Source organism: Synechococcus sp. UW179A, assembly GCF_900473965.1.
Lineage (GTDB): Bacteria > Cyanobacteriota > Cyanobacteriia > PCC-6307 > Cyanobiaceae > Synechococcus_C.
Window position 1 is genome coordinate 56,145 of the sequence record NZ_UCNJ01000010.1, and the last position, 20,893, is coordinate 77,037.

The following is a 20,893-nucleotide window of genomic DNA, read 5'->3' on the forward strand; positions in this document are numbered from 1 at the left end:
CCCGAACGCGTCGGGCCAGAGGGTGTGAGGAGTGTGTGAGCCAAGGCCCGCACTGCTTGATTTTACCTGTGTCTCCGCGGGGTCATTCTTATCTCAATGCGAGAACTGCGCTCACTTGCCCATGCCCAGATGCTGGGCTTTCTGATAAACCTTGCCCTCAGTGAGCAGCGATGGAGCCACAACCACCTCCACCTGCTGCATCTCTTTGATGGTGCGTGCTCCAAGGGTTCCCATGGAGGTTTTCAGGCAGCCCAAAAGATTATGGGTTCCGTCATCAAGCTTGGCAGGTCCCCGAAGAATCCGCTCCAGGCTTCCCGTGCTGCCCACATTGATGCGGGTGCCGCGGGGTAGGACTGGGCTTGGAGTGGCCATGCCCCAGTGAAAGCCACGACCGGGTGCTTCCTCTGCGCGGGCAATCGGTGATCCGATCATCACCGCATCAGCCCCACAGGCAATGCATTTGCAGATGTCTCCGCCCGTCACAATGCCCCCGTCGGCAACGATAGGTACGTATCGGTTGCTTTCTTTCTGGTAGTCCTCTCGGGCCGCGGCGCAGTCCGCAACCGCTGTGGCCTGGGGTATCCCAACTCCAAGTACGCCTCTTGAGGTGCAGGCAGCTCCAGGGCCGATCCCCACCATCACGGCAGCTGCCCCGGCGCGCATCAGCTGCAGAGCCACGTCGTAGGTCACGCAATTGCCGATCACAACGGGAACACCCAGATCTCGACAGAGGGCTTCAAGGTCAAGTGTCTGCTGGCCCTCAGGTCCGATGTGATTTGTCGACACCACCGTGGCCTGGACAAAAAACAGATCGACACCTGCTTCAGCGATCGCCTTGCCGTAGCGCAGGGCCGCGACAGGGGTTCCGCTGACAGCGGCGATGCCACCCTGGGCCTTGATGTCCTGAATCCGCTTGCGGATCAGGGGTTCCTGCACAGGCTGGCTATAGATCTCCTGCATTAGAGGAACGAACTCGTCCTTGCCAACCGAAGTAATGCGATCGAGAACGCTATTGGGGTCTTCGTAGCGGGTCTGGACTCCCTCCAGGTTGATCACACCGAGGGCTCCAAGCCTGGACAGATTGACGGCCATACCCACATCAACAACGCCATCCATGGCGCTGGCGATAATCGGGATTTCTCGCTCAATTCCTCCAATGGACCAGCTGGTGTTGGTCACCTCTGGATCCACGGTTTTGCCGCCGGGCACCAGTGCGATTTCATCGATGCCATAGGCCCGGCGTACAACCTTGGAGCGTCCGAGCTGAATGTCCACCGCAGGAGCTAACAGAGTTGGATCAAGCTACCAATCGGTGATTCGTGCTTCGTGACGATTTGGGTCAGGATTTTGAGCCTCCCCGCAAGCTGCTCCAGAGATCATTCACGTTGGCCGAAATCTTCTTCCGCTCCTCGGCTCGAATCAGGCGTGTGGCTGCAAACCAGATGGCATAAAAAGTGCCGACCAGTTGAAACAGTCGGGGAGCCAATGGAACCGTGGCGATGGCGTCGAGGATTCCCCCGTAGATCCGCATCGTCAGGATCACAACAATGAGTCCGCCGAGCAGAAAGAGAGGCTGGCGAAGGCTCTGCCATTGATCCTGAAGGTTGTTTGCCTCAAAGAATTGCTTGATGCGGTTGGAGAGCAAGTCCCATTCGCCGCCTTCCTCTCCGCTGTCGTCAGCAGGTGCCTGGGCTGGAATGCTGATGCGCTCTGCAATCGAAGTTGAGGCAGATGGTGCAACGGGTTGCGCAACTGGCTCGGTAGTCACCGTTGTCTGAGGCGGAGCAGAGGCAGCAGTTGCGGGTGCCGCTTCGGACTTTGCAGCTTCTGCGGTTTTGTCCGTCTCTACTCCGCCGTCAGTGATGTCGCCCTGAGCTGGAAGATCAGGATTGATGGATTCGGCAGGAGCCTGATTTTCGGAGGGCTTGTCGGACGACATCAACTTCGGTCCAAATGGCGACGCCAAAGCGTAAGGTCCTGATCCGTGGTTGATCCCACACAGACAGCAAAAGGTGACGCGCCGGGTGTCATCCGATCACGCATCCGCGATAAAGTAGCTAACGATCTAAAGGTCTTGTATGACGGATTCAGTGGGGCCCGGCAGCGGCGGTCCCGGCGATTCCGACGATCGGATCATCCAGACAGACCTGCGCAACGAGATGTCGCGCTCGTATCTCGAGTACGCGATGAGCGTGATCGTCGGCAGAGCTCTGCCTGACGCCCGTGATGGTCTCAAACCCGTACATCGCAGGATTCTGTATGCGATGTATGAGCTGGGTCTCACCAGTGATCGCCCCTACCGCAAGTGCGCGCGTGTGGTGGGTGAAGTGCTCGGCAAATACCACCCCCATGGGGATACGGCTGTCTACGACGCACTCGTGCGGATGGCCCAGAGTTTTTCCATGTCGATGCCTCTGATCGACGGGCATGGCAACTTTGGCTCGGTGGACAACGATCCGCCAGCCGCCATGCGATATACCGAATCGCGGTTACAGGCACTTACGACCGATTCCCTCCTCGAAGATATCGAGGCGGAGACCGTCGATTTCATTGACAACTTCGACGGTTCGCAACAAGAGCCCACGGTTCTGCCATCACGGATCCCCCAGCTTTTGCTAAACGGCTCGGCCGGAATCGCCGTGGGCATGGCGACCAATATTCCTCCTCACAACCTGGGAGAGCTGATCGCTGGTCTTCTGGCCCTTATTGAGAAGCCTGACATCGGCGACCAGGAGCTGATGGCCCTGATCCCAGGCCCTGATTTTCCGACCGGAGGCCAGATCCTGGGTCGCACAGGAATTAAGGAGACCTATCTCAGTGGTCGCGGTTCGGTGACGATGCGCGGTGTGGCCGGCATAGAAACACTCGAGGTGCCCGGCCGTCCTGATCGCGATGCCGTGATTATTACCGAGCTCCCTTATCAGACCAACAAAGCAGCGTTGATTGAGCGCATTGCTGAGATGGTCAACGACAAAAAGCTGGAAGGGATCTCAGATATCAGGGATGAAAGTGATCGCGACGGCATGCGCATCGTCGTTGAGCTTCGCCGCGATGCCTATCCCCAGGTGGTGCTGAACAACCTCTACAAGCTCACACCTCTTCAGAGCAATTTCAGCGCTTACATGCTGGCCCTTGTGAATGGTGAGCCGATCCTGCTCACACTGCGCAAGATGCTCGAGGTCTTTCTCGACTTCAGGGTCGAGACGATCGAGCGCCGCACGCGCTACCTGCTGCGCAAGGCTGAGGAGCGCGATCACATCCTGCTCGGTTTGCTGCTGGCCCTCGACCAGCTCGATCCGATCATCGCCCTGATCAGGGCTGCCCCCGATACCGCCACAGCTCGTCAGCAGCTGCAGGAGCGTCATGGCTTGAGCGAGGTTCAAGCAGACGCGATTCTGCAGATGCAGCTGCGGAGACTCACTGCTCTTGAGGCCGACAAGATCCGCTTAGAGCATGAGGATCTGGTTGCCAAGATCGCTGATTACAAGGACATTCTCGGGCGGCGGGAACGGGTCTTCGGACTGATCCAGGACGAACTCAATCAGCTGAGGGATCGTCATGCCGTTCCCCGTCGAACTGAGATTCTCGATCTTGGCGGCGGTCTCGAAGACATTGATCTGATCGCCAACGAGCGCTCGGTCGTGCTGGTGACCGAAACGGGCTATCTCAAGCGGATGCCGGTGAGCGAATTTGAAGCCACCAGTCGGGGAACGCGCGGTAAGGCTGGCACCAGAAGTCAGGGTGAGGATGCGGTCAAGCTGTTCATCGGCTGCAATGACCACGACACCCTGTTGCTATTCAGTGACCGGGGCGTGTCGTATGCCTTACCCGCGTATCGCGTTCCTCAGTGCAGCCGAACGGCCAAGGGAACACCTGTGGTGCAGTTATTGCCCATTCCCAGAGAGGAGGCAATCACCTCGCTACTGGCCGTGTCTGAGTTCAACGACGACACCGATCTATTGATGCTGACCCAGGGGGGATTCATCAAACGCACTCGCCTGTCGGCGTTCAGCAACATCCGCTCCAACGGTTTGATTGCCATCGGTCTTGAGGATGGTGACGCGCTCACGTGGGTGAGGCTATCCGTGCCCGGCGACAGTGTGCTCATCGGCTCGAAAGCCGGAATGACCATTCACTTCCGCCTCAGTGACGATGAACTTCGTCCTCTGGGCCGCACCGCCCGCGGTGTTCGCTCGATGAATCTGCGCGCAGGGGATGAACTGGTGAGCATGGATGTGCTGCCGGTAGAGCTGGCCGATCAGATCGCTGCAAGTTCCGACGACGGTGATGACGAAGGCACCCCTGCCAGCGAAGGGCCCTGGGTGCTGGTGGCCTCAGCAGCGGGACTCGGCAAGAGAGTTCCGGTGACTCAATTCCGGCTGCAGAAGCGCGCTGGAATGGGTCTGAGGGCCATGAAATTCCGCACAGATGCTGATCAGCTGGTGGGTCTGAGCGTTCTTGGAGCCGGGGAGGAGTTACTTCTGGTGAGTGAAAAAGGGGTGATCGTCCGGACCAGTGCCGATGCCATTCCGCAGCAATCACGAGCAGCCACGGGTGTTCGCCTTCAGAAGCTCGACAAGGGTGATCGCCTCCTCAAGGTGGTGCTGGTTCCTCCGGAAGCCGAGACGCATGAGCTTGATGACGCTTCAGCCGACTCTGATTCCAGTGAGGCTGTCGACGTCAACTCTGAGAGTGCGCCGGCGGACAGCTGACCTTGGCTAGCTGCGCTGATGTGCTGGTGCTTGGGGGCGGTCCAGCCGCTCTCTGTATTGCTTCTGAACTGCACCAGCGCGGAGTTGCTGTTGAGGGCATTGCTCTTGAGCCCGTTGACGCACCATGGCCTAACACCTACGGCATCTGGGTCGATGAGTTGAAGGCCCTCGACCTTGAGCACTTGATCGAGCATCGCTGGAGCGACACGGTCAGCTACTTCGGAGCTGGTGGCTCAGGGGTCGCAGATCAAACGCTGGTTCACGGCATCGACTACGGGTTGTTCGATCGGGCTGCTTTACAGAGCTATTGGCTCAAGCGAGCCGATGGCGTGCTCTGGCATCAGGACTCCGCCGAACGGGTCGAAGCAGGAGCAGAGCACACCCTGGTGAGCTGCGCCTCCGGCGAAGTGCGCAAGGCCAGGCTTGTTATTGATGCATCCGGTGCCAGTAGCCCGCACATCCGCAGGCCTGATCAGGGCCCGGTTGCTGGGCAGGCAGCCTATGGACTCGTTGGGCGTTTCTCAGCGGCCCCGATCCGCAGCGGACGTTTCGTGTTGATGGATTACCGCAGCAACCATCTCAGTGAGATGCAGCGTTTGGAACCTCCCACGTTTCTTTATGCCATGGATCTCGGTGATGGGGTGTTCTTTGTCGAAGAGACATCACTGGCTTTGGCACCGGGCGTTTCTTACAACGTTCTCAAGCAGCGGCTGAAACAGCGCCTAGAGCATCGCGGCGTTCAGATCATCGATGTAATTCACGAGGAGTTCTGTCTGTTTCCAATGAATCTGCCTCTACCGGATCGCAATCAACCGTTGCTCGCCTTTGGTGGTGCTGCCAGCATGGTGCACCCAGCATCGGGCTACATGGTTGGGGCGCTGCTGCGTCGTGGGCCTGGACTGGCGGACACCTTGGCTGCAGTTTTGGCTGACCCGTCGCTAAGACCGGCCGAGCTTGCAAGGCAGGGCTGGCAGGCTCTCTGGCCGACTGAGCTGGTGCTTCGGCATCAGCTTTATCAGTTTGGTCTGAGCCGTCTAATGGGATTCAACGAAAGCCTGCTTCGGAGCCATTTCGCCACCTTTTTCTCCCTGGCCAGAGAAGACTGGTTTGGCTTCCTGACCAACACCTTGCCGCTGCCCCGGCTGATGGCAGTGATGCTGCGACTGTTTGCCCTGTCTCCATGGGAACTGAGGCGTGGGCTTGTGCTCGGAGCAGCGAAACGGCAGGAGCCAGAGTTCAGGCATTGATGCTGCTCCAGTCAGCTGGCTGAATCAAGGGGAACAGGGCGTCTTCCTGCTCCAGTTCCTCGAGCCATCCCTCTGGTAGTTGCTCTCGTCGCTCGATCGCGGCGATCAACCGCCAGAAGCGTTCGAGGTGACGCTCGATGCGCTCTCGGGCTAGTTCCGTTGTGGTGCCTGCCCTGAGAATGAAACTCCAGTCCGAGGACTGAGCCAGTAGCAGTTCCCGCCCGGCCTGATGCAACAGACGAAGATCGAGTTCACTGCCCACACCGCGGCTGCAGCGATCCACCATCACTCGACCTGCTCGGCTCCATTCAGGAATGATCCAGGCGTTGGTTTCGTTGAGCCAATAATCGTGAAAGCCACCCCTGCCCCAGCTGGAAGGGCAGGGATCGCAGATCTGAAGATTCGGTTGGGCGTTCAGGACGCCACGCAGGCTTGTGAATCGGATGTTCTGTTCTGGTGCCTGGCGGAATAGTTCAGCCAGAAAACCAGGACCCTCAAACCACCAGTGGCCAAAGAGCTCAGCATCAAAAGGTGCTACGAGCAGAGGTTCGATGGCCATGCCCTTGCCCAGTCGATTGAGTTGTTGCCGTCTGCCCGCTAGGAAATGCCGGGCATGGTCACGGGTGCGTTCGATCGCTCGTTGAGGCTGGTAAGGCTGTTTGCCATCCAGGCCTCCGGCAGGATCGCTGACCCGGTGCAACTTCAGTCCCAGTGGACGCTGGGCCGGCAGACCCATGGCTTCGATCTGTTCAGCTGGCAGATCCCAGCCCAGATCCCTGTGAAATTCCCGATACCAGGGATCGCCTGGATAGCCATCCTTCGCTGACCAGACCGGCAGGGTGGCATCACTATCGCGACCGAAGAAGGCCACCCCCTGACGGCTCACAATCGGTGCATAAACCCCGTAACGCGGGCGCGGTTGGGCATGCAGAAGTCCGTGCCCATCGAGGACGGCGTAGCGCAGCCCTGCATCGCGCATCCAACGATCCAGTCCTTCGTAGTAAGCGCATTCGGGCAGCCAGATGCCAAGAGGCCTCTCTCCCAGCAATCTGTGGTGCTCTCTAACGGCAGTTCGCAACTGAGCACGCACCACCTCTGGATGCTCTCTCAGCAGTGGTAGATACCCATGGGTCGCTCCACAGGTGAGCAGATCGAGAACGCCCTGGCGCTGGAGTTCTGAGAAGCGTGGAATCAGGTTGCCGTCACAGCGTTGCCAGGCTGCGAGGTGGCGCTGGAAGCTGCTGGTCAAATGCTCCGCTGCCGCTCGACGGTCAGCTGGGGCATGGTGCAACAGGTTGAGTCGCGCTTCGATCCAGGCAGGAAAACGTTGTCTGAGAGTGGGATCCGCCAGTAGTGACAGCAGGGTCGGCGAAAGCCCCATGGTCAGCTGTGGGCTCTGCCCCGGATCGGCAGCAGCACTCTCGAGCGTTTCTAGCAGGGGCAGATAGCACTCGATCAACGCCTGGAAGAACCAGTCCTCTTCAAGCGAGTGAGCTTCCGCGCCGCGGACGAACGGCAGATGGGCGTGCAGAACAAGAGCCAGTGCCCCGTTGGCCACTTTTCCGTCCCATCAACCGTGTGAATGTACCGGGATTTCTGGCGGGATTTACAAGATTGCCACTGGCTTACTCGCTTAGAGTGGTCTTACTCATAGTCATTCCGACTAAATCGCGTCGAGGCTTTTGCCATGGCCCACGACCCAGGCCGCGTTTTGATCTTCGACACCACCCTCAGGGATGGTGAACAATCACCGGGAGCCAGTCTCAATCTTGAGGAGAAACTGGCGATCGCGCAGCAGCTGGCGAGACTGGGCGTTGATGTGATCGAGGCGGGTTTTCCCTTCGCGAGTCCTGGGGACTTCGCAGCTGTCCAGCGCATCGCCCAGCAGGTCGGTGGAGAACACGGGCCAGTGATCTGTGGGCTGTCGCGGGCGTCGAAAGGCGACATCAAGGCCTGCGCGGAAGCGGTGGCTCCTGCTCCACGCAGACGGATTCACACGTTCATCGCAACCAGCGATATTCACCTGGAACACAAGCTGCGAAAAAGTCGAAAGGAGGTGCTGGCCATCGTCCCCGACATGGTGGCTTACGCCCATTCACTGGTCGATGATGTTGAGTTCTCCTGCGAAGACGCAGGACGCAGTGACCCGGAATTTCTTTACGAAGTCATCGAGGCAGCGATCGCTGCAGGCGCCACCACCATCAATATTCCCGACACGGTCGGTTACACCACACCGACTGAGTTCGGTGAGCTGATCGCTGGTATTGATCGCCATGTTCCCAACATCGGCGATGCGGTGTTGTCCGTTCATGGACATAACGATCTCGGTCTTGCCGTCGCCAACTTCCTGGAGGCTGTCAAGAACGGAGCGCGACAGCTCGAATGCACGATCAACGGCATTGGTGAGCGAGCCGGTAACGCTGCCCTTGAAGAATTGGTGATGGCGTTGCATGTGCGCCGCCGCTATTTCAATCCCTTCTTTGGCCGCGATGCGGACTCGCCGACTCCACTCACGGCGGTGCGCACTGAGGAGATCACCAAAACCTCACGTCTGGTTTCCAACCTCACCGGCATGGTGGTGCAGCCCAATAAGGCGATCGTGGGCGCCAATGCGTTTGCCCATGAATCGGGGATCCACCAGGACGGTGTTCTCAAGAACCGGCTGACCTACGAAATCGTCGACGCCCGCACTGTGGGTCTCAGTGACAACCGCATTTCCCTGGGCAAACTCAGTGGTCGAAGTGCCGTGCGCGCGCGTCTGGAAGAGCTGGGCTACAACCTCAGTCGTGAGGATCTCGATGACGCCTTCGCTCGTTTCAAGGACCTTGCCGATCGCAAGCGCGAAATCACCGATCGCGATCTTGAAGCCATCGTCAGTGAGCAGGTTCAGCAGCCGGAGGCCCGCTATCAGCTGAAGCTGGTGCAGGTGAGTTGCGGCAGCAGCCTCAGCCCCACCGCCACGGTCACCCTGGCGGATGAGGATGGCAAGGAGCAGACCATGGCGTCGATCGGCACCGGTCCTGTGGATGCTGTGTGTCAAGCCCTCAATGCTCTGGCTGGGGAGCCCAATGAACTCGTTGAGTTCTCCGTGAAGTCGGTGACCGAGGGCATTGATGCCATCGGTGAGGTGACCATCAGGCTGCGACGCGACGGCGAGTTGTATTCGGGTCATTCCGCTGATACGGATGTGGTGGTGGCTGCGGCTCAGGCATTCGTGAATGCACTGAATCGTCTGGTTGCTGGGACTGCACAACAGGCTTTGCATCCCCAGAGGGACACAGCACCTCTTGATGCCCGCCCCACTCTCTGAATTGATGCAGTCCTCCGTTACTCGAGACCCAGCGGGCCAAGCTGGGCTTCGTGCCGGGGCGTTGCTTCAGCTGTTGCTGCTGATTTTGCTGGCACTTGTTGTGCTTGTGCCCCTTCTCTGGCTGGTGAGCACGTCTCTGAAGGGCCCAGCAGAGGACATTTTCACGAGTCCTCCTGGCCTGTTGCCCTTGCAACCCAGTCTTGATGCCTACGCACGGCTGTTCCAAGACAACCCACTAGGTCGATACCTGTTCAACAGCACAGTGGTCAGCCTGTTGGCTGTGGTAGCCAATCTGCTGTTTTGTTCCCTGGCTGCCTACCCCCTGGCACGAATGCGCTTCACCGGGCGTGGCTTGGTTCTGGGCTTGGTGGTCGCCACCATCCTCATTCCGTTTCAGGTGGTGATGATCCCCCTGTATCTGCTGATGGTGCAGCTGGGACTGCGCAACACCCTGATGGCTCTTGTCATTCCCCAGGCAGCAACCGCCTTCGGCTTGTATCTGCTCCGTCAGAGCTTTCTTGGCGTTCCTGCTGAGCTGGAAGAGGCTGCTCGAATGGATGGCTGCAGCAAGCTCGGTGAGTGGTGGAACGTGATGATTCCAGCCGCACGAGCTGATCTCATCACCTTGGCAATGTTTGTGTTCATCGGCACTTGGAGCGATTTCCTTTGGCCATTGGTGATCCTGGACGATCCTCAGCTGTTCACACTGCCGCTGGGTCTGCAGCAGCTGGCCAGCAGTTTTTCCCTCGATTGGAGAATTGTGGCCGCAGGATCTGTGATTTCGATTCTTCCGGTGCTGCTGCTGTTCATCCTTCTGCAGCGCTTCATTCTTCCCAGTGCCAGTGGCGATGCGGTTAAGGGCTGATGATTGGCTGCTGAGCTGAAGGCGGTGGCGATGGCAGCTCTGGAGAAGATGGCCGTGCGGGTGGTGTTGTTCGCTCAGTGTCCCGCTCGTCCGTAAGGTCTGAACCCTGTTTGGATGGGGACGGTGTCTCGAGCCTGTTCCAGAGGGCCCGTTCCCGATCACCGGAAGCACGCTGCCAGCTTTCCAGATTGCCGATTTGCCTCTGCAGCGCTTGTTGTCTTGTCTGTAGAACTCCCAGCTGCTGTTCGATCAGTGCTTGGCTTCCTTCCCTGTTACGCAGCTCGACAACTTCGAGTCCGTCAAGCTGCTTCACCAGATCCTGAATGATGCGTTTCTGTTGTTGCAGAGACTGCCAGAGAACAATGAACATCACCAGCAGGAATGGAAATCCAGCTGCGGGGATGACAATCCAGAGGCGATCACGCATTGCTCTCTGGGATGGGTCAGTTGCAGCCTTGAACAGAAATGCGGTAGCTGAATCCTGTTGAGTTGGGATCGCTACCTGCACCGATCTTGAAGTTCACCTGGTTGACCTGTTTGCCCTGGGGCACTGTGAATGGTCCGAATTCCTTGCCTGTGCCGATTGGAGGAGTCATCGATTCTTTCACCACGCGCAGATTGCTGCCGTCGGTGAACTTCAAGAATGCTTCAACTGGATAGGTGCCACTGGCTGTGGAGTCCGCGGTGAAAAAAAGCTTGAAACTGCTGTATGGAGCATTGACAGCAAAGTCTGTGTTCCAGTTTGTGCGGCCGATCAGCTTCTCTCTACTGACCCTTTTTTTGACGATGTTGCTGCCGCCATTTCCGCCGACTGGAGGGAGAAAGTTGCAACCAGCCTGTGCTGCTGATAAGCCTGCTTCAAGGCTGATCAGACCAACACTCAGGCCGAGCAGAGCAGTCGTGAAACGGGGGGTCCTCATGGTCTTTCAAAGTCCTTCGCGATGTCTAGCAATGGTCTGATGGAATGGGGTTCTGATCACTGCACGCTGCTGTTTATGTCCCTTCAGGATCTCGATACCCTTCTCCAGCAACGCCACAACGAGCAGGACCTGGCACAGCAACTCTCGGAGCCTGTGTCTGTCGAAACCTTGATCCAGCTCGGACGTGAGCGTGGACTCTCGATCACCGAAGACGACGTGATCAGCGCTCAGTTGAGGGAAGATTCCGACGCTCCGTCCGCTGAGCTGCAAAAGCGTATGGCAGATGAGTCCAGGCGGTTAAGGCATTTCATTCAGGGTTGACTGAAGATCAGAACTCAAACTCAGCCTTGCTGAAAAAATGATCAAGGTCTGTTTTGAGTTATGGCATTGAACACACTTGCTTTCAGCTTGATCACACAACATGGACTACGTGCTGAGTGAGATCACAGTGCTTTGTCTTCACACAGTTTTGCCAACACGTTCAAACCATCTTCACCACGTCGGGCGTCTGGCCAAACACTTCACCGATCCAGAGTGCGTGCGTCACTGCTCCTTCGTGAGTATGAAATTCCCATGCTGATTCAGGGCTGGAGCTGCGCTCAATTTCCTGGCTTTCGTCGTTGACCCGCAGGTAGTGACCGGAGTTCGCGTAGCGCAGAACATACCGCTCAAGGAGTGATGATCTCATCATGAATCTCTGCGAGACATGAACTCTGCCTAGCCAGCTTTATGCAGCCAGTGGCGGTGACTTCAGCTTTTCGTGGGTTTTCCTTTGCCTGATTGATTATCAATCTCCTGATATCGGCTGCTCCGAACCCAGGTCAAGGGCTGCTGCAAGGTGACACGCAGTTGAAAGCCGCCTTTGCGAAACCAAGGTTCTTCAACTGGAGCGATCAGAGAGGGTTGCAGGTGCCAGCTTTGCTGGAGGTATGTCTCAATCAGCGTCTGCCCAGGGTGCTCATCACGCTGCCAATGCACGAGCGCCAGTTCCTCCGTGCTCGATTGAAGTGTGGCAATCCTGCCGAGAGGGCCAGCATCCTGATCGATGTCCACTCGTTCATCAAGGGTCTCTCGCACGACGAACAGGCGCAGACGGCTCTGGGTCGTGCGTCCATCCAGGCAATATTTGTAGAGGTAGAGCTGTCTTGCTCGTGCGAACAAAGGCGCGGGAGCACGGCTCAGAAGTGCTGTGTAAGCGTCAGTGAGAGCTTGACTTGGCATCGCGCGAGGAGGGCTAGGTCAACACTCCGGGATGGCGCATCCCTCTGTGCCGTGGAACACTGTAGACAGATGCAAAAGTGGACCTATGCCTGAGTCCGGTTGCCCTCTGTACAGGCTTATGGCATTGGACGGGCAGCCGCATCCGGTTTTAGATGCTCCCTATGAATCGATCGCTGCGGCGGAAGCGGCGGCCATCCGCTGGTGTGCTGGACAGGGGCGTTCGATGTCGGTGGTTCAGCGCGGGATTGCCTTAGAGGTACAAACCCGCTGCGGGGCTTGGCGCACCCTTGGTTATCCCAGTGCTTGCCTGTTGGAGTCTGGGAGCGGTGTCGGGGCTCCCTGAGATTATTTTGAGCGCGCGATCTTGTTGGTTGTGCTCCTGGGGACACGTCTCTCGTCGTGATCTAACTCGCTTGCGTCCTTGTTGGATCACGTTCGACCATGGAGGAAGTTGGCTGAGCGATTCGTGCGGGTAAGCGTTGATCTGTGTTTGGTTCCGCTGGGGGTTGGTGTGTCGTTAGGGCCTTCGATCGCTGAGTGCCAACGGGTGATCAACGCTTCCGGACTGGATCATCAGCTCGGACCTGATGGCACAGCCATCGAAGGAGGCTGGGATGAGCTCTTCGCTTGTGTGAAGGCCTGTCATGAGCGGCTGCATCAGGAAGGAGTGCAGCGGATTCACGCCACACTTCGCGTCAACACTCGCATTGATCGCATCCAGTCGTTTCGCGACAAGGTGAACAGCGTGAATCGCCTGATGCCGTGAATCGCGACAGGAGGGATGCCAATTGTGTCCAGCGTGTCTTGAATGAGACCAGGAACTGGAGAGATTGGTTTGTTGGGTCTGGCCCCGTCGGTTCGAGTGCGTACCTTTGCTGCGCTGGCGCTGACTCTGGTCGCGCCTTTCTTCCCCGGATCGTCTAAGGCTGAGACCTGGGACAGGATCGGAAGCTATGCCGCTCTTATTCGTCGAGCGGGAACGCACACTCTGGTGGCTAAGGATTGTCCGTCCGCGCTTCTGGGTGCTTTCCATGCGCCCCGCAATGCCCTGCTGCTCTGTGCCAACAACATCGAGGACGATCCAAGGCAGGTCTGGGTGGTTCTTGCCCACGAGTCAGCCCATGTCATGCAGCACTGTCATGGCGGGCCGTTGCTCGCTGATCACCAGGTCGGCAACGCCCTCGCGCGCATCGAAGCTCAATCCAGAACCACCTTCCAGGAGCTGCGTCTGTATCACCAATCGCAGCGCCGCGATGAAATCGAGGCACGTCTTGTGCAGGGGATGCCCCCCGACGAAGTGGAAGCCCTGTTTCGCAGTTTCTGCGCCGAACGTCTGAGTGATCGCAAGGTTGCTCAACCCCCTGCTGCTCTTTGATCTCCGTTCTGAGCAGTCCTCAAGCTGAAGCTGGAGCAGCATGCTCGTCCCAGCGAAACTGGTTAAGCCGGATGGGGAACGGACCTTACGGTGTGCAGATGTGTGGCATCTCTCCATGGGTCCGCGGCTCAACGGCTATTGGTTGATGACCTGGCTTGGCCTGGTGGCCAATCTGATCGCTCTGCCAGTGATTGGACTCCTGGCATTTCGAGAAGGAACCTCCTCGGGCATCGCCATTACCAACATCAGCCTTGCCTTTTCTCTGGCTTGGCCCGCTGCAATTGTGGGCATCGTGGCTTCAGCTGGCCTGCTGGCGCAGCGTCGCTGGGGTGTGATCCTGGCCATTGTGGCCTTGTCAATGAGCCTTGCAGGGGCTATTCCCTATGGTTTGGTTCGCTTAGTCCTCGGTTTAGAGCCGCAGACGATGGGTGTGGGGCCTGTCCTGCTCGGGTTGATCAATGTGCTGGCGCTGATCTACTGGTGTCGCCCATCCCACCGGCGTGGCGTAAGGCTTTGATCCCTTGGCAGCAACGGCTCCTCAGCTCGCCGGTTGTTCGCTCATTTACGAGCATCCGGAGTATCTGGTGGTTGATAAGCCATCAGGCCTGCTGAGTCAGCCCGGACTTGGTTCCCGTCAAAGCGATTCCCTGATCACACGACTTCAGGACTGTTGCCCTGAGCTTCGCTTGGTGCATCGCCTCGATCGGGATACGTCAGGACTCATTCTTGTGGCCAGAAATCAGAGCAGCCTCCGGTCGCTCAGTGCTCTGTTTGCTGTGCGCAGAGTTCATAAGCTGTACCTCGCTGATGTGGTCAGGCCCTTGTCAGGCAGGCGAGGAAGCATTCAGCTTCCTCTGGCCAGGCTGCAGCGTATGCCGCCTGTGTATGGACCGCATCCTGATGGCAAGCCCTGTTGCACGCTCTGGCGAAAGTGGACGCAATCAACCAATTGCACGCGCCTGTGGTTGCGTCCCTTAACAGGCCGTTCCCATCAGTTACGTGCCCATCTGGCTGCTGTGGGGGCTCCCATCTCTGCTGATCGCATCTATACCTCCTCCGACGCTCTCGGCCCCATGCATCTGCATGCTTATGCGCTCAGTTTTAAAGACCCTTTTGACAACCGACGGGTTCGTGTGCGCTCTGCACTCCCATCTTGGGCACAGCAGGACTGGGCTCAGGTGGATTGGCCTCAAGCGGAGAAGCTGCGCTTTGCCGGAATGGGATAGGGAATGCGGCGATGACGCATTCTTCGCCACACTCGGACGAATGAATGCATCACCAGTTCCAGTTCGGCCCGACTGAGGCTGCTCTGGCTCAGTTGTCCGTCGCTGATTCGTGCCTCCACGATCCGTTTGACCGTGTCACGAGCTTCCTGATCACTGGTGTCTGGAGGCAGCGAGCGCAACGCCGCCTCACAGCCGTCCGCCAACATCATGATCCCTGTCTCCTTGGAGCGAGGCGTTGGTCCGTGATAGCGGAAGCGTTTCTCCGAGATTTGAGGGTTCTGCTGACGGGCTTGATGCAGGAAATACCCCATTCGCAGCGTGCCCTGATGTTCAGGGATGAAGTCGGCAATGGGGCGCGGAAGCCGATGTCGTCGCGCCAATTTCAGCCCTTCATCGACGTGCGCTTGGAGCACTCCTGCACTGGCTAAGGGGTCGTTCAGCTGAGTGTGTGGATTCTCTCCACTGGTCTGATTTTCGATGAACCAGTTGGGGGCATGAAGCTTGCCTACATCGTGATAGAGCGAGCCTGTTCTGATCAGGTCGACATCAGCGCCGATCGACCGCGCACCCTCCTCGGCCAAACCGCAGATCATCAGTGTGTGTTCAAAGGTGCCTGGGGCCTCTGCAGAAAGCCTCCGAAGCAACGGGCGCTCCTGATCGGCCAGTTCCATCAACCGCGCTCTTGTCAGCAACCCAAAGGAGCTTTCCAGCAGAGGAATGATCAGGATCGTCAGCATCATCGCCAGCCCCAGCACTAGAGCTTCCGATGCGAGTTCACCTGCATCGGAAGGCAGGCGAATCCATGACCCTGCAAGCGGTTGGCCCTCTCGGCTTATCAGCACAAGCTCAGCCAGCCATGCACCTACTGGCAGCAAGACAGCGAGTTGCAGCAGCTGGGCTCTGCTTCGCAAACGACCTGCCTGCAATGCAGCGATGGTGGCCGTGGCTGCGGCAATCAGCAGGCGCCCTTCGCCTAGGCCTGTGACTGGGGTGGGCCAGAGAAGACTGGCCACAGCCATCCAGGCCAGTGCACTTGTTGTGCCTAGACCTTGAGCCAGGAGAAGGGTGGGCGGCACGATCACAGCCAGAGGGCTCACTGAGGCGCCGAACCACAGTTTGCAGGCCTGGCTCAGCAGCAATAGACCCAGAGCGAGCAGGCCATGGGGTGCCTCGAGGCAGGGACGTTCGCGGCGCATGACCAGCAATAGAACCCCACAGCTGGCCAGTGCTTCTGTGAAACGAGTGATCCAGATTCCCAGCTTCGGACTGCGATTCACCATCCCGAAGAAATCCAGGACGTCATAGGCCTGAGAGCTGATCGACTCCCCCTTGCGGGTGATGAGATCGCCTCGATTGACTTCAATCGTGGGGATGCCTTGTTGGGTAATCAGGTCTTCGATCAGTCGCTGGCTCCGCACCGGATCGGTTTGAAGGTTGCTGGCGCCTTGGAGCGTGGTGGTCAGTACCTTGCTGCCCAGACTGCGCCCTGGTTTTTCGACGTTGTTGAGGTCTTCGAGCTGCAGGTCGCTGGCCCGTTGCAGCTGTTCCTGTGCAAGTGTGTTGACAAGCCCCTGACTGAGCATCCTGTCAAGGGCTCGGCGCAGGGCCATATCCCAGACTCGACGCTCATCTTGGGTTCTTTTTTCCAGCCACAGCTGCTCATCCATAGTCAGATTCACGGGTCCGATTCGTTCGGCGTCATCGCTTTTGGCGACCCGTTCCAATTCGCTGAGATGTCGCTCCAGCCGCATGCGGATTTGCTCATTTTCCTGAGGATCCAGAACCTGCACGAAGGTGCTCGATCCGAGGCTTGATCGCCTCTGTTCCAGTGCTTCGCTATCAACAACTCTTGCGTTTTTTGGGGCTACTGCATCGAAGGGGGCGGCCAGACCTGGCCGTAGGTCGGGTTCCACTAGCCAGGGCCAGCTTGAAACCAGCGCCACCAGCACACAGAGGATCAGCAGTGTGGCTTTCTGCAGCCTGTTCCAGCGCAGCACCGGTCGGCGCGGTGATTCGCTCCTGAGCCAGGACCTCCATAGACGTGCAAGGCGATGCGAACGCAAGTCAGCCGGGAGCATCCAGCACAAACGCTAGCTCTGCTGGAGCGGCATGCTGGATTCACGTGCATCGGATGTCAATGGCCCTCAGGTTGGATGGCAAGGCCCTGGCCAAGACGCTCGAGCTAAGGCTCCAGTCTCAGATCCAATCCGCGAGTCAGTCCGCCTGTCGTCCGCCGGGGTTGGCTGTTTTGCGTGTGGGTGACGATCCTGCCAGTGCGGTCTACGTGGCCAATAAGGAAAAGGCCTGTGCCCGTATCGGTGTTGAGAGTTATGGATCTCACCTTCCGGCAGATGCTTCGGCTGAGCAGGTGTTACGGGCAATCCGTGCGTTGAATGACGATCCCAGAGTGGACGGGATCCTGTTGCAGCTTCCCCTGCCGCAGGGACTTGATGAAACACCTCTGCTGGCTGCAATCAATCCTGAAAAGGATGCCGATGGTTTACACACGCTGAATCTGGGCCGGTTGCTCAAGGGAGAGCAGGGTCCCCGCAGCTGCACTCCGGCCGGCGTGATGGCGATGCTGCGCAGTGCTGACATCGATCCGGCGGGTCGTCGTGCTGTGGTGATCGGACGCAGCATTCTGGTGGGGCAGCCAATGGCCCTAATGCTTCAGGCCGCGAACGCAACGGTGACCATTGCGCATTCGCGAACCAAGGATCTCGCTGTCCTAACCCGTCAGGCAGACATTCTCGTTGTGGCGGCCGGTCGTCCGGAAATGCTTGGAGCCGAGCACGTGAGCCCAGGCACGGTTGTGGTGGATGTTGGGATCCATCGTCGTCCTGAGGGGGGGCTTTGTGGTGATGTCAAGGCAGCAGAGCTGGAGCCCATTGCCGCAGCACTTTCTCCCGTGCCCGGAGGCGTTGGCCCCATGACCGTCACGATGCTGCTGGTGAACACCGTTGTGGCCTGGTGCCGTCGCCATGGGGTCGATCACGATCTGGCTGACTTAATCATCTGATGGTGCTTGCGGGCCCGTCGGCCTGACAGAATTCGCCCAGCATTGCGCTCCCCATGACCGCCACGGCGACCAGCCCTGAAGGCGTTCCGCCGCCGGGTGAGCCTCAGCAGAGCTTTGATTTCAAGGCTTATTTGAACCAGTCCCGCGAGCGGGTCGAAGCTGCACTGGATGCCTCGATGGGGCCTGAGCGACCTGAATCTCTCAGGGATGCGATGCGCTACTCCCTGCTGGCGGGAGGGAAGCGACTTCGCCCGATTCTTTGCCTTGCTGCCTGTGAGCTTGTAGGCGGTGATGCCTCACAGGCCATGCCCACGGCGGTGGCGGTTGAGATGATCCACACCATGTCGCTGATCCATGACGATCTGCCGGCAATGGACAATGACGACCTCAGGCGTGGCCGACCCACCAACCACAAGGTCTACGGCGATGCCATGGCCATTCTCGCCGGTGATGCACTGCTCAGTCGCGCCTTTGAGATGGTGGCGGTGCGGAGTGCTGATGTGCCTGCCGAGAGGTTGGTGAAGGTGGTCGGAGAGCTCGCCATGGTCTCCGGTGCTCCTGGCCTGGTGGGCGGACAGGTGGTTGATCTGGAATGCGAAGGCAAACAAGTCGACCTCGAGACGCTGGAATACATCCATCTGCATAAGACCGCTGCGCTGCTCAGAGCCTGCGTGGTTACGGGCGCATTGATCGGCGGCGCCAATGATGCCCAGGTCCAGGCCATGCGCACCTACGCCAATGGCATCGGCCTGGCGTTCCAGATTGTGGACGATATTCTCGATGTCACTGCCAGTAGTGAAGTCTTGGGAAAGACGGCGGGCAAGGATCTACTGGCGGACAAGACCACCTATCCAAAACTGCTCGGCCTGGAGCCTTCGAGAACCCGCGCCCTTGAATTGGTGAGAGATGCTAAGGCCGCTCTGCAGCCTTGGAAAAACAAGGCGCATCCTTTGCTGGCTCTGGCCGATTACGTGGCCAGTAGGGATCGTTGAGTATGGATGAGGTCTCTCTGAGCATCCCCCTGCAGATTCTTGACAATGGAGTTCTGGCTTGGGGGCTTGCAGCTTGCGGTCTGGCTCAACTGTCGAAGTTGTTGATTGAACTCGTCGCCTTCCGTCGTTGGAGGCCTGCGGTGCTGTTCGAAACCGGTGGGATGCCGTCCAGTCATGCAGCACTTGTGAGCGGTACGGCCGCGGCGGTGGGTTGGCAGGAGGGATTCGCCTCTTCCGTTTTTGCTCTGGCAGCCACAGTGGCGTTTGTGGTGATGTACGACGCCAGCGGTATTAGGCGTGCTGCCGGCTTTACCGCTGAACGGGTCAATGCCTTGCCGGAGTCTCTCTGGAAGACACCCTTCGAGAAACCACTCAAGGAACGTCTTGGGCATTCCCGAACGGAAGTTCTGGTCGGAAGCCTGTTGGGCCCGATAGTTGCCTTGCTTGGCCTCAATTTTCTGGGATCACCGCTTCAATTGACGTTACTGATCACCAACGCTCTGGGGTGACGTCATTTCCCCATGCTGAACTGAGCCTCACCGAGGATCAACACAAGGCTGCAGAAGCCTTCTCTGATTGGCTGCAGCAGAATGACTCTGGCCTTCCCTTTGTCCTCAGCGGCTATGCCGGCAGTGGCAAGACCTTTCTGTCGATGCGCTTGCTGAGGCAGGTGGAAAGCAGTGGTCTCTGTTGGACCGTCGTGGCTCCAACCCACAAAGCTGTGGGTGTTTTACGGCAAGCCCTCAGTCTCGAAGGTCTTCAGCCCACCTGGTACCCCTCCACGATCCATCGCTTGCTGCGTCTGAAGCTCAAGCGACAGGGTGATCGGGAGCTTTGCGAATCCACTGAGCAAACTGCCGGAGCGTTGGAGCATCTCGGTCTGGTGCTGGTCGATGAGGCCTCCATGGTCGACAGCTCGCTGCTGTCGATTGCTTTGCAGTGTGCTCACCCGTTCAAAACACGCTTGGTGTTTGTGGGTGATCCTGCCCAGTTGCCACCGGTGGGTGAAAGCGAAAGCCCTGTGTTTGGCATGAATCGTGCTGTTTCTGCTTGTTTGCGTGAGGTTGTTCGTCATCAGGGACCAGTCCTTCAGCTTGCCAGTTGTCTGCGCGATGGTCGTTTGCCCTGTGAAGTGCCACCGCTGCTGCCTCCTGTTCGCTCTGATCTGGGTCAGGTGGGCGTGCTGAACCGAAGCGACTGGTTATCGCGTGCGCAGGAGGGTCTGCGCCAGGCCGCGGCCTGTGATAACCCTGATGCGGCTCGAATCCTCTGCTACACCAATCGCCGACTGGAGGCTTTGGTGCCCCATGCCCGCAGGGCTATTCATGGAGAGATGGCGGATCAGATGGCCGTGTTGCCCGGTGAGGTGTTGATCACGCGTACAGCAGTGATGGCACCGGCGTCCAGCGACGGGGGGGAGACCGGCGAGGAACCCGACCTGGTGCTGGGTTCTAATCGAGAACTCGTCGTTGAAGATGTGACTCCGGAACGCTGCGACCTGGCGGAGTTCGGAGTTTCCGGTGAAGCGCAGCTGTCGTTGGCCGGGCTGGGTGTGCCTGTGATTGAGACCCTCAATGCCAAGGTTCGCAGTGGAGAGCTTGAGCTCAATCTGCGCCTTCAGCCTCCTTCTGGAAGCCAGGCGAGGGAGCAACTCGATGCACTGCTGAAGCGTTTGGCTCAGGAAGCAAGGAATGCTGGAAAACGGGGCGGGCGACCGCTGTGGCGCCGCTACTTCCTGGTGAGGGATGCTTTCGCATCACTTGGGCCTGCTGCGGTGCTCACGGTGCATCGCAGTCAGGGCAGCAGCTTTGGTGAGGTTTTTGTTGCCGATGATGTGTTCCCCCGCAGCCTTGATCGTCTCGCGCCTGAGCGGCGGGTGTTTCATCAACAGCTGGCCTATGTGGCTGTCAGTCGTGCCAGGCATGGGGTTTATCTGGTGGGTGATAGCCAATGCAATGCAGCATCCTGGAACAAGGCTTTGCGCGGGATGGGCTAGCAGTCATGGC

General features: G+C 58.5%; 22 protein-coding genes. 14 read left to right on the forward strand and 8 right to left on the reverse strand.

The window, feature by feature from the left end; all coding sequences use genetic code 11:
* Nucleotides 1-111: 111 nt before the first annotated feature.
* Complete coding sequence (locus tag DXY31_RS04120; RefSeq protein ID WP_114992400.1) at nt 112-1,275, reverse strand: GuaB3 family IMP dehydrogenase-related protein; 1,164 nt, start codon at nt 1,273-1,275, stop codon at nt 112-114.
* A 64-nt stretch (nt 1,276-1,339) separates the two neighbouring features.
* Entirely contained in the window at nt 1,340-1,939 is a 600-nt protein-coding gene (locus DXY31_RS04125; RefSeq protein ID WP_114992402.1) for a CAAD domain-containing protein, read from the reverse strand.
* 139 nt (nt 1,940-2,078) lie between these two features.
* Here DXY31_RS04125 and gyrA point away from each other — a divergent pair, with 139 nt between their 5' ends.
* Nucleotides 2,079-4,712, forward strand: a complete 2,634-nt coding sequence (gene gyrA, locus DXY31_RS04130; RefSeq protein ID WP_114992404.1) for a DNA gyrase subunit A — start codon at nt 2,079-2,081, stop codon at nt 4,710-4,712.
* A 2-nt stretch (nt 4,713-4,714) separates the two neighbouring features.
* On the forward strand, nt 4,715-5,959 hold the full coding sequence (crtL, locus tag DXY31_RS04135; RefSeq protein ID WP_114992407.1) for a lycopene beta cyclase: 1,245 nt from the start codon (nt 4,715-4,717) through the stop codon (nt 5,957-5,959).
* Here the strand turns inward: crtL and DXY31_RS04140 are convergent.
* Entirely contained in the window at nt 5,949-7,517 is a 1,569-nt protein-coding gene (locus tag DXY31_RS04140) for a glycoside hydrolase family 57 protein (protein ID WP_114992409.1), read from the reverse strand. The genes crtL and DXY31_RS04140 overlap by 11 nt on opposite strands.
* A 129-nt stretch (nt 7,518-7,646) precedes the next feature.
* Between DXY31_RS04140 and DXY31_RS04145 the strand changes: the two genes are divergently transcribed.
* Nucleotides 7,647-9,269, forward strand: a complete 1,623-nt coding sequence (locus DXY31_RS04145; protein WP_114992411.1) for a 2-isopropylmalate synthase — start codon at nt 7,647-7,649, stop codon at nt 9,267-9,269.
* 4 nt (nt 9,270-9,273) lie between these two features.
* Nucleotides 9,274-10,134 (forward strand): carbohydrate ABC transporter permease, encoded by an 861-nt coding sequence (locus tag DXY31_RS04150; protein ID WP_114992505.1) that lies wholly within the window; start codon nt 9,274-9,276, stop codon nt 10,132-10,134.
* On the opposite strand, the gene DXY31_RS04155 is transcribed toward DXY31_RS04150, so the two are convergent.
* Complete coding sequence (locus DXY31_RS04155; RefSeq protein ID WP_114992413.1) at nt 10,124-10,561, reverse strand: signal protein; 438 nt, start codon at nt 10,559-10,561, stop codon at nt 10,124-10,126. The genes DXY31_RS04150 and DXY31_RS04155 overlap by 11 nt on opposite strands.
* 16 nt (nt 10,562-10,577) lie before the next feature.
* On the reverse strand, nt 10,578-11,054 hold the full coding sequence (locus DXY31_RS04160; RefSeq protein ID WP_114992416.1) for a hypothetical protein: 477 nt from the start codon (nt 11,052-11,054) through the stop codon (nt 10,578-10,580).
* Between the two features lie 21 nt (nt 11,055-11,075).
* Here DXY31_RS04160 and DXY31_RS04165 point away from each other — a divergent pair, with 21 nt between their 5' ends.
* On the forward strand, nt 11,076-11,375 hold the full coding sequence (locus DXY31_RS04165) for a Nif11-like leader peptide family natural product precursor (RefSeq protein ID WP_371639075.1): 300 nt from the start codon (nt 11,076-11,078) through the stop codon (nt 11,373-11,375).
* A 160-nt stretch (nt 11,376-11,535) separates the two neighbouring features.
* Here the strand turns inward: DXY31_RS04165 and DXY31_RS04170 are convergent, their stop codons facing one another.
* Nucleotides 11,536-11,742 carry a hypothetical protein gene (locus DXY31_RS04170; protein ID WP_066909905.1) on the reverse strand — a complete coding sequence of 69 codons (207 nt, stop codon included), beginning with the start codon at nt 11,740-11,742 and terminating at the stop codon, nt 11,536-11,538.
* A gap of 62 nt (nt 11,743-11,804) precedes the next feature.
* On the reverse strand, nt 11,805-12,275 hold the full coding sequence (locus tag DXY31_RS04175; protein ID WP_114992418.1) for a hypothetical protein: 471 nt from the start codon (nt 12,273-12,275) through the stop codon (nt 11,805-11,807).
* 85 nt (nt 12,276-12,360) lie between these two features.
* Here DXY31_RS04175 and DXY31_RS04180 point away from each other — a divergent pair, with 85 nt between their 5' ends.
* The 5 genes from DXY31_RS04180 to DXY31_RS04200 all read left to right on the forward strand — a co-directional run bounded on the left by DXY31_RS04180 (nt 12,361) and on the right by DXY31_RS04200 (nt 14,876).
* A complete protein-coding gene (locus DXY31_RS04180) occupies nt 12,361-12,618 on the forward strand; it encodes a hypothetical protein (RefSeq protein ID WP_114992420.1) in 258 nt (85 codons plus the stop codon).
* A gap of 123 nt (nt 12,619-12,741) precedes the next feature.
* The gene (locus DXY31_RS04185) at nt 12,742-13,041 is read left to right on the forward strand and encodes an MTH1187 family thiamine-binding protein (RefSeq protein WP_114992509.1); all 300 of its coding nucleotides are present in this window, start codon (nt 12,742-12,744) and stop codon (nt 13,039-13,041) included.
* Nucleotides 13,042-13,083: 42 nt separating this feature from the next.
* A complete protein-coding gene (locus tag DXY31_RS04190; protein WP_244279521.1) occupies nt 13,084-13,650 on the forward strand; it encodes a hypothetical protein in 567 nt (188 codons plus the stop codon).
* A 115-nt stretch (nt 13,651-13,765) separates the two neighbouring features.
* Nucleotides 13,766-14,167: a hypothetical protein gene (locus tag DXY31_RS04195; protein WP_114992514.1), complete on the forward strand. Its 402-nt coding sequence runs from the start codon at nt 13,766-13,768 to the stop codon at nt 14,165-14,167.
* Nucleotides 14,168-14,171: 4 nt separating this feature from the next.
* Nucleotides 14,172-14,876, forward strand: a complete 705-nt coding sequence (locus DXY31_RS04200) for an RluA family pseudouridine synthase (RefSeq protein WP_244279523.1) — start codon at nt 14,172-14,174, stop codon at nt 14,874-14,876.
* Here the strand turns inward: DXY31_RS04200 and DXY31_RS04205 are convergent.
* Complete coding sequence (locus DXY31_RS04205) at nt 14,840-16,954, reverse strand: HDIG domain-containing metalloprotein (protein WP_114992422.1); 2,115 nt, start codon at nt 16,952-16,954, stop codon at nt 14,840-14,842. The genes DXY31_RS04200 and DXY31_RS04205 overlap by 37 nt on opposite strands.
* Before the next feature lie 59 nt (nt 16,955-17,013).
* Here DXY31_RS04205 and folD point away from each other — a divergent pair, with 59 nt between their 5' ends.
* From folD to DXY31_RS04225, 4 genes are read left to right on the forward strand one after another with little or no spacing between them, the layout of a single operon-like run.
* Complete coding sequence (gene folD, locus DXY31_RS04210; protein WP_114992425.1) at nt 17,014-17,895, forward strand: bifunctional methylenetetrahydrofolate dehydrogenase/methenyltetrahydrofolate cyclohydrolase FolD; 882 nt, start codon at nt 17,014-17,016, stop codon at nt 17,893-17,895.
* Nucleotides 17,896-17,948: 53 nt separating this feature from the next.
* Nucleotides 17,949-18,887, forward strand: a complete 939-nt coding sequence (gene crtE, locus DXY31_RS04215) for a geranylgeranyl diphosphate synthase CrtE (RefSeq protein ID WP_114992427.1) — start codon at nt 17,949-17,951, stop codon at nt 18,885-18,887.
* Between the two features lie 2 nt (nt 18,888-18,889).
* Nucleotides 18,890-19,396, forward strand: coding sequence for a divergent PAP2 family protein (locus DXY31_RS04220; RefSeq protein ID WP_114992429.1), 507 nt, complete (start codon nt 18,890-18,892; stop codon nt 19,394-19,396).
* Nucleotides 19,393-20,883, forward strand: coding sequence for an ATP-dependent RecD-like DNA helicase (locus DXY31_RS04225; protein WP_114992430.1), 1,491 nt, complete (start codon nt 19,393-19,395; stop codon nt 20,881-20,883). Before DXY31_RS04220 ends, DXY31_RS04225 begins: the two co-directional genes overlap by 4 nt.
* Nucleotides 20,884-20,893 lie beyond the last annotated feature (10 nt).